Origin of the sequence: Streptomyces sp. NRRL S-495 (genome assembly GCF_000966955.1) — a bacterium.
In the GTDB taxonomy this organism is placed as follows: domain Bacteria; phylum Actinomycetota; class Actinomycetes; order Streptomycetales; family Streptomycetaceae; genus Kitasatospora; species Kitasatospora purpeofusca.
In genome coordinates, this window is sequence record NZ_JZWY01000249.1 from 1 (window position 1) to 12124 (window position 12124).

Sequence of the window (12124 nt, forward strand, 5' to 3'; positions counted from 1 at the left end):
ACGGGGTGATCGCGTAGACGAAGCCCTCCAGCGGGCGGTGGTCGCTGCGGTTCCACACGCCGTCCGAGGAGATCGGCTGCTCGGCCATGATCTGGCGGGCGAAGTGCACGTTGAAGCGCAGGAAGTCGACCAGCTCGCAGGGGGTGTCGATCTCGGCCTGCTGCGCGGTCTTGGACTGGCCGAGCATGGTGGCGGCGGCCAGGGTCTCGCGCCAGGGGCCGGCCAGCAGGTCGGCGGCGCGCAGGAAGATCGCGGCGCGGGAGTCGAAGGAGAGCGCCTGCCAGGCCGGGGCCGCGGCCAGGGCAGTGTCGATGGCCTCCTGCGCGTCCGCCTGGGTGGCGTTGCGCAGGGTGCCGAGCCTCGCCGCGTGGTTGTGCGGCTGGACGACGTGGAACTCGGTGCCGCCGCCCATGCGGCGCTCACCGTTGATCGTCATGGTCAGCTGGACCGGCTCCTGGCCGCCCAGCTCCTTCAGCTTCGCCTCCAGGCGGGCCCGTTCCGGGCTGCCGGGGGCGTAGCTGTGGACCGGCTCGTTCACCGGCGCGGGGACCTGGGTCACAGCATCCATGAGCGCACGCTCTCCTTCGTTCCTTGCGGGGATGCCGACGCGGATCGCACGACGGCCACATGACGAACGCTATTCCTGCATCAGGGGTCGCTTGATTGGCCGGACGGCTAAAATCATCCGGACGGCGTTGTCCGACCGGATGAAGGATTCGGACGAAAGCCACCCTTCGGCCACCCGCCGGCCACTCCCGCCCCACCACCGACCCGCCCACGCCCCACCCCCGACCCGCCCACGGCCACGGCGGCGGGCCGCCCCCGACCCCCGTCGGACACCTTCGAGGAGGCCCGATGACCGCCCCCGGCCTCCCGCTCCGGCAGCTGCTGATGTCCCTGGGCGAGCCGCTGGTCGAGCTCCAGACCGCCCCGCACGGCCTCGACGTCCCGGTCCGTGACGTGGCCATCCTCGACCCCGAGGACCCGCCCACCGCCGCCCCGGGCGAACTCGTGCTCGCCATCGGCGCCCGCGGCCGGGCCGCCCTCCCGGCGCTGCGCGCGGCCGGCCGGGCCGGAGCCGCCGCGGTCGCCGTCAAGCTGGACGCCCCCGGCCAGGCCGACGCGCTGCGCGAGGCGGCCACCGAGGCCGGCGTGGCACTGCTCTCGGTCCGCCGGGAGACCCGCTGGGAGCACCTCGACTCACTGGCCCGGGCGATCATCGCCGGCCCGGACACCCCGGACGCGCCCGGCTCCCCCGAGCACAACGCCGGCGACCTGTTCTCGCTCGCCCAGACCGTCGCCGTGCTCACCAACGGCATCGTCTCGATCGAGGACACCTCCAGCCGGGTGCTCGCCTACTCGCGCTCCTCCGACTCCGACGAGGTCGACGACCTGCGCCGGCTCTCCATCCTCGGCTGGCAGGGCCCGGAGCCGTACCTCTCCAAGCTCCGCGAGTGGGGCGTCTTCCAGCACCTGCGCACCTCGGACACCGTGATCGCGGTCGACCCGCACCCGGAGCTCGGCCTGCGCCGCCGGCTCGCGATCGGCATCAGGACCGGCGCGCAGCCGCTCGGCACCATCTGGGTGCAGGAGGGCTCCCGGCCGCTCGCGCCGCTGGCCGAGCAGGCGCTGGTCGGCGCGGCCCGGGTCGCCGCGGCCCAGCTGGTGCGCCGCCGCCGGGAGCTGTCCGCGGACGTCCGGCTCACCCGGACCCTGCTCACCGGCCTGCTGGAGGGCTCCACCGGGCCGCAGTCGCTGGCCACCCACCTCGGCCTCGACGTGCGGCGCCCGGCCACCGTGCTGGCGTACAGCGCGGGCACCACCGAGCAGCTCACCCGGGCCGAGGTGACCGGCCTCATCTCGGTGCACACGGCGGCCCGGCACCGCGCGGCGCTGCTCGCGCCGATCGAGTCCCGGGTGTACGTGCTGCTGCCCGATCTGCCCGCCAATCTGCCGATGGCCACCGTGCGCGGCTGGGCGCAGGAGGTGGTCGAGGCGGCCAGGGACCATCTGGGCGTCCGGCTGCGGGCGGCGCTCGGTTCCACCGTGGAGGGCCTCGCCCAGGTGCCCGATTCGCGCGCGCAGGCGGACCGGATCCTGGACGCGATGGGCCGCGGCGGGGTCGACCTGGAGGTCGCGGCGCTGATCGACGTCCAGGCGGAGGTGCTGGTCAGCGAGGTGCTGGCGCTGCTCCAGGAGCGCGGCGGCCTGCGCGACCCGCGGCTCACCGCGCTGACCTCCTACGACCGCAGGCACGGGACCAGGCTCGCCGAGTCGGTGCTGGCCTGGCTGGACGCGCTGGGCGAGGTCCGGGTCGCGGCGGACGCCCTGCACATCCACCCGAACACCCTGCGGTACCGGGTCCGCCGGGCCGAGCAGCTGACCGGGATCGACCTGGCCCAGCCGCAGCAGCGGCTGCTGGCGATGCTCCAGCTGCGGCTGCCGGCCGACTCCTGACCGGCACGCACCCGCCCCGGATCCGTACGCCCCTGATCCCGTACCGTCCCCGATCCCGTACGTCCCCGGGCACGCGAAAGGGGCCCGCCGAAGCGGGCCCCGATCTCTCACTCGCGGTCAGCTCACTGGCCGTAGCCCTGGCCGCGCTTGTGCTCGTTCAGGCGGTGCCACGGGCCGGTGATGGCCAGCTGGATGCCCGGGGTCTGGATGTTGGCGAAGAGGGTCTTGCCGTCGTCCGAGAAGGTGACGCCGGTGAACTCGCTGAACTCCGGCTTCTCGGCGGTGCCGATGTTCAGCTCGTTGCGGGCGATCGGGAAGGTCAGGCCGTCCTCGGTGGCGCCGAACAGGTGCGAGACACCCTCGCCGTCCTCGGCGATCACGATGCCGCCGTAGGGCGAGACGGTGATGTTGTCCGGGCCGTCGTAGTTGTCGTGGTCGCCCCAGACGTCGGTGTTGACGCCCAGCAGGACCTTCAGGGTGATGGTGCGGCGGACCGGGCTGTAGAACCAGACCTGGCCGTCGTGCTGCAGCGGGCTCTCCGAGCGGGCGAAGCTGGAGACGAAGTAGAAGCCGCCGTCACCCCACCACATGCCCTCCAGCTTGCGGGCGCGGGTGACCTCGCCGTCCTTGAACTGCTTGCGGACGGAGACGGTCCTGGCGTCGCGGTCCTGGACCTTGACCCAGTCCACGCCGTAGGTGGTGCCGACCGTGGTGGCGCGGGACAGGTCGTCGATGAACTTGCCCTGGGCGTCGAAGACCTTGAAGGCCTCCAGCACACCGGCGTCGGCGGCCAGCTTGCGCAGCTGGTAGCGGCCGTGCTTGAAGCCGGCCGGCGGGGTCCAGCGGAAGAGCAGGCCGTTGGGGTTCGAGGCGTCCTCGGTCAGGAAGACGTGGCCGCGCTTCGGGTCGACGACGACGGCCTCGTGGGCGTAGCGGCCGAAGGCCTTCACCGGCTGCGGGTCGCGGTTGTAGTCGTCGTCGAACGGGTCGACCTCGAAGATGTAGCCGTGGTCCTTGGTGAAGCCGTTCTTGCCGGCCTTGTCCTCGGTCTCCTCGCCGGACAGCCAGGTGCCCCACGGGGTGACGCCACCGGCGCAGTTGGTGGCGGTGCCGGCGATGCCGACCCACTGCTCGACCGTGCCGTTGGCCTTGGCGTGCACGATGGTGCAGCCGCCGGCCGCGCCCGGGTCGTAGACGTGGCCCTCGGTCAGCGGGACCGGGTTGGGCCAGTTGGCGCGGGCGCCGGACAGCTCGTGGTTGACGACCAGCAGGTTGCCGCCGCGCTCGTCCTCGAACGCCGAGGTGCCGTCGTGGTTGCTCGGGGTGAACTCACCGGTGCGCAGCTTGGTGACGCCGGCGCGGTTCACGACCTTGTACTTGAAGCCCTTGGGCAGGGCCAGCAGGCCGCCCTGCGCGTCGGCGACCAGCGGGCCGTAACCCACGGCGAGGCGCTCGGCCTCGGCAGCCTCGGCGGCCGGCGCCTCGCCACCGGCCGGAGCGGCGATCGCACCCGGGGCGGTGGCCGACGGGACAGCGACATGGCAGTCACTCCTGAAGGCTGGGGTGCCGACCGGGCTGACCCGGTGCGCGGCGTGCGAGGTTTGCGAGGTGTGCGAGGTGTCGAGAAATGGTCGTCGACGCCCAGCAGACTCCGCCTGCCCGATGAACGCCCGGTGAAGCGGACACCGCGTCAAGGCGGCCATTTGCCGACCGTATTCGAACCCATGACTCAACTTTTGCCACGTCCCCACAGGTCACACCACCGGGCCGGGCTCCGGCCACCCCCCGTTCGGCCCCCGGGAGGGCCGCCGTTCAATCAGCCAGGGGCCGCGCCCGCTCAGCGGCCGGCCCGTGCCACCCGCCACTGCTCCCAGGCCGCCAGCCACAGCTGCTCGCCCATCCGGTGCTCCCCGCGCTCGCCGCTCCGCACCCACTCCCCGCTCCGCACCCGCTGCCAGGCCCGCTGCGCCGGCAGGCTCGCCACCTCGCTGGCGAACACCGAGTACCGGATCGACTCCTCCACCGCGGCGTCGCCCTCCGGCGTCCCCACCACCCAGTGCGTCAGCTGGGACAGCCGCCGGAGCTGCTCGACCATCGCGGCCACCGCCTCCGCCGCCTCCGCCCTGGTCTCCGAGGCGAGCCGCATCTGCTGGCGCACCGCCGCCTCCCACCGCAGCGCACCCGCCTCCGCGCGCGCCCCCCGCAGCGGCCGCGGCGGCCGCCCGGACCGCAGCCGGGCCTCGACCGCGGCGGCCTCGCTGATGCCGTGCGCGATCACCTCCCGGTGCGCCTCCAGGCCGGTGACCGGGGCCAGCTCGCGCCGCTCCACCGGCAGGCACCGGCCGCGCCGGCCGGCCAGCTCGCGCAGCAGCGCGGTGCGGCCGCGCAGACAGCCCTCGGGGTCCTGGATCCGGGCCAGCTCGACGCCGCCCGGCGGCACGCCGCGCCCGCAGACGGTCACGGTCAGCCCGTCCACCCGGAACCGGCCCGCCCAGACCGGCTCGGCGCCGCCCATCGGGCAGCAGCCGGGCAGCGGCGCGCCGGACCACAGGCCGCGCCGGTCCTCGTGCACCTCGACGGCGTGCGCCCGGCCGTCGACGGTGATCCACTCGCGCAGCGCCCTGACCCGGCCCGGGGTGTCGCCCTCGTCGACCCCGAGCTGCTCGTAGACCCGGTCGCGCTCGTCCTCGACCACGTCCTCCAGCTCGGGCAGCGGCTCGAACCGGTCGGCGCCCGGCCGGTGGGTGCGCACGGTGACGTAGGGGCCGGCCGCCGAGGTCCAGTCGCCGGTGCCGACCTCGACCCAGCCGGGAGCGGGATCCGCACCGCCGCCGAACGCGACCAGCGCGACGGGACCGCCCGGGCCCGCCGCGGGCACCACGCCGTACAGCGGGAAGTCGGCCGCGGCGAGGGTCCGGCGGGCGAGGTCCTCCTGACCGCCGAGGAACTCCTCCAGGTCGCCGACCCGGCACTCGCGCGGACAGTCCCCCGGGCGGCCGCACGGGTCCACCGTGCCCGCACCGTCCCCGTACCGACCGCTCCGACCGCCTCCGCTCGCCCGCGTCATCCCGCGCCGCACCCCCTGTCCTCGCCGTTCCCGCCGTGCCGTAGACCCCGGCAACGATACGTGGCCCGACCTGCCGGGTCATCAGGCCCTTTGCACACCCCGCCGATCAGCCGCCGAGCCGACGGCCACCGGCCCCGTCCGGCCCGCCCGGCCCCGTCCCCGCCGGACGGCCCTGCCCGGGGCGCCGCTGTCGGTCCCCCTCCCTACGCTGGCGGCATGACAGCAACCACGGACTTCCCGGCCCGGCTCAGCATCGTCACCCTCGGCGTGACCGACCTCGACCGCAGCGCCCGCTTCTACGAGGCGCTCGGCTGGCACCGGTCCGCCGCCTCCAGCCCGGAGATCGTCTGGTTCCGCACCGCCGACTCGGTGCTCGGCCTCTTCCCGCACGACGAGCTGGCCGCCGACGCGGGCGTGCCGTCCGCGGGCGAGCCGGCCTTCCGGGGCGTCACCCTCGCGGTGAACCTGGAGTCCCCGGCCCTGGTCGACGCCGCGCTGGCAACAGCCGTGGAGGCCGGCGCCGTGGTGGTCAAGCCGCCGGCGCCGACCAGCTGGGGCGGCTACTCCGGCTACTTCGAGGACCCGGACGGCCACCTCTGGGAGCTGGCCCACAACCCGTTCTTCCCGTTCACCGAGGACGGCTCGCTCGACCTGCCCCGCTGAGCCCCCGCCGGCCGCACCGGGCACCGGCGGGGGCTTTCGGTTACCGCCTCCGGTTACCGCCTCAGCCCTTGGAGCGCGCCTTGAACGCCGCCTTGCGGGCCTCCTTCGCCACCGCCCGGTCCGGGTGCATCTCGCCGACCGCCTCCAGCACGTCCGCCGTGTACGGGTGGTCGACCCGCCACAGCTCGCCGAGGTAGTCCGCGGGCTCCTCCGTCACCGGCAGCTCGGCCACCAGCTCGCGCAGCTGCTCCGGATCACCGCCGGTGTCCAGCAGCTGGGCCGCGAAGGCGTCGACGACCGTCCACAGCGCCGTCGCGCGGTCCGGCGCGGGAACGTCCGCCGCGCCGAGCGCGACCAGCCAGGCCGCAGCGCCGCCGCCCAGCTCCGGATCGTCCAGCACCTCGCGCACGGCCGGTTCGGCGGGCGCGCCGATCAGGGTCAGCGCCGAGTGGCAGAGCATCCGCCGCAGCGGGGCGTACGCGTCGTCGCCGCGCGCCGCCGCCAGCAGCTCGCGCGCCGCCGCCACCGGCTCCCGCCCTTCGAGCCAGACCTTCAGCTCCTCCTCGGGCAGCACATTGGCGGCCTCGCTGACACCGCGGAGCAGCTCGGCGGCGTCCCCCTGGGCCAGGTCGCCGACCAGCGGCGCGTCGTAGCCGTCCTCCAGCAGCCACTGGCGGATCCCGTACTGGCCGAGCGGGGTGAGCCGGACCAGCCCGAACCGGGCCGACTCCGCCTCGTCCAGCTCCGCCGGCTCGCCGTCCGCGCCGGCGGCGGCCGTCTCCTCGCCCTCCTCCTCGTCGAAGAGCTCGGGGTCGATCGGCCGGTAGTCCAGCAGGCCCAGCTCGGAGAGGTCGGCAAGCATCGGGTCCAGGGCCACCATCACATCGGTGATGTCGCCCAGCAGCTCGTCGCTCGGCTCCTCGCCCTCGGGGACGACCAGCAGCGCCGCCAGCACGCCCAGCGGCACCGTCTCGGTGCCCGGCTCGGCGAAGGCGGTGGTCTCGTACAGCACCTGCAGCGCCTCGTCGAGCAGTTCGGCGGCCTCGTCCCTGGCGTCCTCGACCTCGCCCAGGCCCTCCTCGTCCTCCTCCGCCTCGGCGTCCCCGTCGTCCTCCCGCTCCAGCTCCAGCTCCAGCTCCTGGGAGTCCGCCTCCACCGCCAGCTCGCGGACGATCCCGGCGGCCGTCAGCCACAGCTCCAGGACGGTCTCGGGGTCGCCCTCCTCGGCCGGCTCCAGGTCCGGGCCCGGGACGGCGACGTGCTCGCCGGCCGCCGTGGTGCCGATCTCGACCAGGTCCAGGTCGCAGGCGAGCGACCAGGCGCGCATCGCCTCGACCACCGCCTCCTCCTCGGCCTCCCCCTCCTCGGGGGCGAGGCCGAGCAGCCGGGCGGCCGGGAGCCGGTCCGGGGCGGTGAGGTCGCCGAACTCGTCCACCGCCCGGTGCGGGGCCGCCCAGCGGGCCAGCCGCAGCGCCCAGTCGAACATCGGGACGGCCTTCGCCAGCGCGGCCAGCTCCGCCTCGGCCGGCAGCCGGACCGGCGGCACCAGCACGGCCGCGTCGTCCAGGTCCTCGTCGTCCAGTCCGTGCGCGGCGAACGCGCCGTACAGATCCTGCAGCTCCAGGTCGGCGGGCAGCACCGCGCCCTCGCCCGGTGTCCCCGCCGCCGAGGGGCCGGCGTTCCTGCGACGTCGTGCGGCCATCGTTGCGCGTTCTCCCTACACCGAGCTTCACCGAGCACCATCGGGCTGCACCGAACGGTCAGCCGGGCCGGACCCCGGAGATCACCTCCGTGTACCGGCCCACTACCTCAGCGTATAGGCCGGGCACCCCCGATGCCCGGCCTCCAGGGGCGCGCGCCGCGAGCGCGCGCCCACCCCTTATCCTTCGAAGTCGGTACCGCGCACAACCCCGCGCGCGCCGATGGGCAACGTAGCCCCGCTCTCGCTCACCTGCACCACCAGGGAGCCCGCACCGAGGCCACCACCACAGCGCCCAGGACGGGCGCGCCGGCACACCCCGCCGACCCGCGTGGTGCCCGGCCACAGGAGACCCCTGCCATGGCGGACCTCTCCCCCGCCGGCTCCGGCCTGCGCACCGCGCAGCTCGACGGACGCCGACTGTCGGAGGCCCTGCTTCCCCTGGAGCTCGCGCCCCGCGCCCAGCTCCGGCTCGCCGCGATCAGCCGCTGGAACGCGCTGCGCGGTGTCCGCGTCGGCCTCGTCGCCGCCGCGCTGCTCCTCATGCTGATCGGCGCCAATCTGGCGACGCCGATCTACCCGATGCTCCAGCGACGGCTCGGACTGGGCCCGCTCGACACCACGATCCTCTTCACGATCTACGTGTTCGCGCTGGTCCCGGTACTGGCCGTGGTCGGCCACTGGTCCGACCACCTCGGCCGGCGCGCCCTGATCCTGCCCGCCGTCGCCCTGGCGGCCGCGGGCGACGTGGTGTTCGCGACCTCCGGCAGCTTCTGGCAGCTGGCCGCCGGCCGGGCCGTCCAGGGCATCGCCGTCGGCCTGTCCACCGGCGCCGCCGGGGCCGCCCTCGGCGATCTGATGCCGGACCGCCCCACCCTGGCCGCCAAGCTCACCCTCGCCTGTTCGGCGGGCGGCGTGGCGCTCGGCCCGGTGGTCGGCGCGCTGCTGGCCGACGGCGCCGACCCGCTGCTCACTCCCTTCCTGCTGCACGCGATCGCCCTGCTCGCGCTCTGCGTGCCACTGGCCCTGGTCCACCCCCGGATGCCCGGCCGCAACCGCCCGCCGGCCTCCCCGCCGCGCATCACCACCCCGGCCCACCTGCGCCCGCAGCGACTGCGGCTGCCGCGCACCGGCCGCCGCGAGTTCCTGCTGGCCGCCGGCGTCGGCTTCGTCTCGTACGGCGTCTTCGGCGTCTACCTGGCCCTCGCCCCGGCCTTCTCCACCAAGCTGCTGCACACCGACTCGCACCTGACCGGCGCGATCGTGGCCGCCCTGCTGCTCGGCTCCTCGGCCACCGCACAGCTGACCGTCCCGCCGACCGCCGACCGCGTGGTCGTCGCCCTCGGCCTGGCCGGCCTGGCCACCGGCCTCGGCCTGGTCGTCACCGCCCAGTACACCGGCACCCCGGCGCTGCTCTTCATCGGCAGCGTCCTCGGCGGCATCTGCCAGGGCGTGGCCTTCCGCTCGCTCTTCACCACGGCCGTCGCGGCGATGAACCCGGAACGCCGCGGCTCCGAGCTGAGCTCCCTGTGGATCATCGTCTACCTGGGCAGCTCAGCCCCCATCATCGCGGTCGGCGCCCTCGTCAAGACCTACGGCCTGCTCCCCGCCGTCAGCGGCTTCGCCGCCCTCGCGGCCACCCTCTGCGCCGCCCTGGCCATCGCCGTGGCCCGCCCCCCGAAGCGAGCCTGAGCACCACCCCGACAACGCCGCCGCCCCGGAACGGACCTCCGTTCCGGGGCGGCGGCGTTCCCCCACGCCTACGCGCTCCAGGGCTTCCAGGCATCGGTGTCGATCTCAATGCCGAACGGCTCCGGCAGCCGGACGGCCTCGCCGAACTTCCACTCGCCCAGGACCTCGTACGTGGCCTCGGCCTTGTTCGGCTCACCGAACAGCACGACGCCGGGCTGCCGCGGGTCACGGTCGACCAGCAGGTAGTACGGCACGCCGCCCCGTGCGTAGCCGTTCCACTTGGTCGGCTTGACCTGTCGCCCGAACATGGGCCGCCGGTCGTGGCCGGCGTTGGATGCGGAGGTCACCTCGACCACCAGCGAGAGGTCCTGCGGGTGGAGATGCAACACGTCCTCCGCCCGCTTCTCCGCCTCGATGTCCTTGCGCAGCACCACGAGGTCGGGGACATAGCCGTCACCGACCTCGATCAGATCCACATTGACCGCCTGGACGGCCCGCCAGGGGAATGCACCGTCCAGGAACAAGGCCCTCTCGAACCCCCGCTGAACGTCCGAGAGGATCCCTCCGTGGGCAAACACCGGTGCCGGCGACACAACGATCTCCCCTCCGACAACCTCCACCCGCGTACCGTCGTCCGGGAGCCGGAGGTATTCCTCCAGTTCTCCGCGGACCCACATGGCGTACGGCGAATCAGGCAGAAGCAACTGCGCGAACGCAACCACTGACATGACTTCGCTCCCTCCGAGGTCGCGGCACCAGCCTGGCCGCCCGGTCGCAGATATACCACTGCCGCCCAAACCATTCGCTCGAAGGAGAGGTTTGGGCGACAGTGAGTTGACGTCGGGGCCACCCCGAGCACGCCGCCGTCGCTTTCCTCGCCGGCCCCAGCGCGTCCTTCATCACCGGCCAGTCGATGCACGTCGACGGTGGCTGGCTCCTCCGCCGACCCGCCAGTCCCACCCAACAGGAAGCAGGCCACCATGCAGCACCGCGTCCGAGCCGTTCTCCTCACCCCGAACAACACCACGCTGCTCATCAAGCGCCTCCGCCCGGGCATCGACCCGTACTGGGTGATCGTCGGCGGCAAGATCGAGCCGACCGACACCGACCCCCAGGAGGCCCTGCTGCGCGAGGTCCGCGAGGAGATCGCGGGCGAGGCCGAGATCGTCAGCCTCCTCCACACCGTCGAGACGGACGACGAGCGCCAGGACTTCTACCTCGCCACCGTCGACAAGTGGAGCTTCGAGGACCGCACCGGGCCCGAGTTCAGCCAGGAAGGCCGAGGCGAGTACCTCCTGGAAGAGATCCCCCTCACCACCGAAGCCATCGACGCGATCAACCTCCAGCCCCGGGAGATCGCCGTGGTTCTCCGCGCGGCCGTCGAACGTGGTGAACTCCTCGCCGCCAGGTAGCCGCAGAACGATCGCTGCGTCCGTGCACCGGGCTCGCACCGAGTGTCAGCAAAGCCTCACGGTGCGTCAAATGCCGTGGTACGTTCCGTACTCAAAGAGAAAAAGGCGACCCCGGCGGTGCTGGAACACCCCGGGGTCCGGCAACAGGAGCAAGACCTCCCGATGCGCGTCCATCGTAACGCCCACGTGCGCAATTTCACCGTGCTTCCCAACGCCGTCCTGCAGTACCGACGGCTCTCCTACACCGCCCGCGGTCTGCTCGCGGACCTCCTCTCCCGACCCGACGGCTGGCGGGAGGACGGCCGGCACATGGCCGACACCAGCCCGCAGGGCCGAGGTTCGATCCGCAAGGCCCTGAAGGAGCTGACCGAGGCGGGCTTCTACCGCGTCGAGAAGATCCGGATGCCGGACGGCACCATCCGCACCGAGACCCACGTGTACGACACACCGTGGTCCGCGCCGGATGCCACCCGTCCGGCGCCCGGTGGAGCGGCCGCCGGGCGTGCTGGCAGCCCTCTTCTTAAGAACCGGCACAAGGAACCCTCCCTCCCCGCGAGTTCGGCCGATGACGGCAAGCCCGCAGAAGGGGAGGAGGCTTCCGAGGCCGAAGAGGTCCGCGAAGCCGTGGCCACCCTGTTCCGCGTGATCCGGTCCGAACCGCGCCTGCGCCTGGGCGAGGCCGAGGCCGCCGGACTCGCGCCCCTCGTCGCCCAGTGGCTGGAGCGCGGCGCGACCCGGACCGACCTCGCTCACGCATTGCTGCCGGGCCTGCCCGTCCCGATGCACTCGGCGACGGCCGTGCTCCGCTACCGGCTGGAGCAAAAGATGCCGCCCGCCCAACCCGCCGCACGGCCACCGGCCCGGTACGCCGAGTGCGCCAAGTGCCACGACCCCGTGCCCCGGCCGGGCATCTGTCGCCCGTGCGCCGGTCTGACAACCGGCACCCTGACAACCGGCACCCTGACGACCGGCAAGGGAGCAGAGGTGGCAGCAGCGGGCGCCGCCCGAGTCCGCACCGCCCTGCACTCCGCGCTGACCGGCGGACGGCCTGCGCACATCGCGGCCTGAGGCACGCGGAAACGCCGCTGCCGCGCAGACCTTGCGGTTCGCGCGGCAGCGGCGTGACGATCGGCT

The 12124-nt window shown here is 73.8% G+C and carries 10 protein-coding genes and 1 pseudogene; 6 read left to right on the forward strand and 5 right to left on the reverse strand.

From position 1 onward, the window contains the following. On the reverse strand, positions 1 to 568 hold a 568-nt coding region (locus tag VR45_RS14305), incomplete at its 3' end, for an aldehyde dehydrogenase family protein (RefSeq protein WP_159394214.1). 287 nt (positions 569 to 855) lie between these two features. Between VR45_RS14305 and VR45_RS14310 the strand changes: the two genes are divergently transcribed. Next, positions 856 to 2457 carry a PucR family transcriptional regulator gene (locus tag VR45_RS14310; RefSeq protein WP_045940120.1) on the forward strand — a complete coding sequence of 534 codons (1602 nt, stop codon included), beginning with the start codon at positions 856 to 858 and terminating at the stop codon, positions 2455 to 2457. Between the two features lie 122 nt (positions 2458 to 2579). Here VR45_RS14310 and VR45_RS14315 read toward each other — a convergent pair whose 3' ends face one another. After that, on the reverse strand, positions 2580 to 4160 hold the full coding sequence (locus VR45_RS14315) for an alkaline phosphatase PhoX (protein ID WP_078896507.1): 1581 nt from the start codon (positions 4158 to 4160) through the stop codon (positions 2580 to 2582). 134 nt (positions 4161 to 4294) lie between these two features. Then, positions 4295 to 5467, reverse strand: coding sequence for a hypothetical protein (locus tag VR45_RS14320; RefSeq protein ID WP_045940121.1), 1173 nt, complete (start codon positions 5465 to 5467; stop codon positions 4295 to 4297). A gap of 273 nt (positions 5468 to 5740) precedes the next feature. On the opposite strand from VR45_RS14320, the gene VR45_RS14325 reads away from it, so the two are divergent. Continuing rightward, a complete protein-coding gene (locus tag VR45_RS14325; RefSeq protein WP_045940122.1) occupies positions 5741 to 6187 on the forward strand; it encodes a VOC family protein in 447 nt (148 codons plus the stop codon). A gap of 61 nt (positions 6188 to 6248) precedes the next feature. Here VR45_RS14325 and VR45_RS14330 read toward each other — a convergent pair whose 3' ends face one another. Then, the gene (locus VR45_RS14330; protein ID WP_234325973.1) at positions 6249 to 7889 is read right to left on the reverse strand and encodes a hypothetical protein; all 1641 of its coding nucleotides are present in this window, start codon (positions 7887 to 7889) and stop codon (positions 6249 to 6251) included. Positions 7890 to 8246: 357 nt separating this feature from the next. Here VR45_RS14330 and VR45_RS14335 point away from each other — a divergent pair, with 357 nt between their 5' ends. Then, positions 8247 to 9578, forward strand: a complete 1332-nt coding sequence (locus tag VR45_RS14335; protein WP_052709080.1) for an MFS transporter — start codon at positions 8247 to 8249, stop codon at positions 9576 to 9578. A gap of 68 nt (positions 9579 to 9646) precedes the next feature. Here VR45_RS14335 and VR45_RS14340 read toward each other — a convergent pair whose 3' ends face one another. After that, entirely contained in the window at positions 9647 to 10306 is a 660-nt protein-coding gene (locus tag VR45_RS14340; protein WP_078896509.1) for a Uma2 family endonuclease, read from the reverse strand. 110 nt (positions 10307 to 10416) lie between these two features. Between VR45_RS14340 and VR45_RS50045 the strand changes: the two are divergent. From VR45_RS50045 to VR45_RS14350, 3 genes and pseudogenes are all read left to right on the forward strand, one after another. After that, a pseudogene (locus tag VR45_RS50045) lies at positions 10417 to 10518 on the forward strand (SDR family oxidoreductase); the annotation flags it as partial. A 40-nt stretch (positions 10519 to 10558) separates the two neighbouring features. Beyond that, positions 10559 to 10990: an NUDIX domain-containing protein gene (locus VR45_RS14345; RefSeq protein ID WP_045940123.1), complete on the forward strand. Its 432-nt coding sequence runs from the start codon at positions 10559 to 10561 to the stop codon at positions 10988 to 10990. Positions 10991 to 11152: 162 nt separating this feature from the next. After that, entirely contained in the window at positions 11153 to 12058 is a 906-nt protein-coding gene (locus tag VR45_RS14350; protein ID WP_078896510.1) for a hypothetical protein, read from the forward strand. Positions 12059 to 12124 lie beyond the last annotated feature (66 nt).

Excerpts from the sequence above, each read along its gene's own strand:
- VR45_RS14315 (WP_078896507.1), bottom strand. The coding sequence starts at position 4,160 with ATGGCCGCCTTGACGCGGTGTCCGCTTCACCGGGCGTTCATCGGGCAG.
- VR45_RS14310 (WP_045940120.1), top strand. The coding sequence starts at position 856 with ATGACCGCCCCCGGCCTCCCGCTCCGGCAGCTGCTGATGTCCCTGGGC.
- VR45_RS14335 (WP_052709080.1), top strand. The coding sequence starts at position 8,247 with ATGGCGGACCTCTCCCCCGCCGGCTCCGGCCTGCGCACCGCGCAGCTC.
- VR45_RS14330 (WP_234325973.1), bottom strand. The coding sequence starts at position 7,889 with ATGGCCGCACGACGTCGCAGGAACGCCGGCCCCTCGGCGGCGGGGACA.
- VR45_RS14345 (WP_045940123.1), top strand. The coding sequence starts at position 10,559 with ATGCAGCACCGCGTCCGAGCCGTTCTCCTCACCCCGAACAACACCACG.
- VR45_RS14325 (WP_045940122.1), top strand. The coding sequence starts at position 5,741 with ATGACAGCAACCACGGACTTCCCGGCCCGGCTCAGCATCGTCACCCTC.
- VR45_RS14340 (WP_078896509.1), bottom strand. The coding sequence starts at position 10,306 with ATGTCAGTGGTTGCGTTCGCGCAGTTGCTTCTGCCTGATTCGCCGTAC.
- VR45_RS14350 (WP_078896510.1), top strand. The coding sequence starts at position 11,153 with ATGCGCGTCCATCGTAACGCCCACGTGCGCAATTTCACCGTGCTTCCC.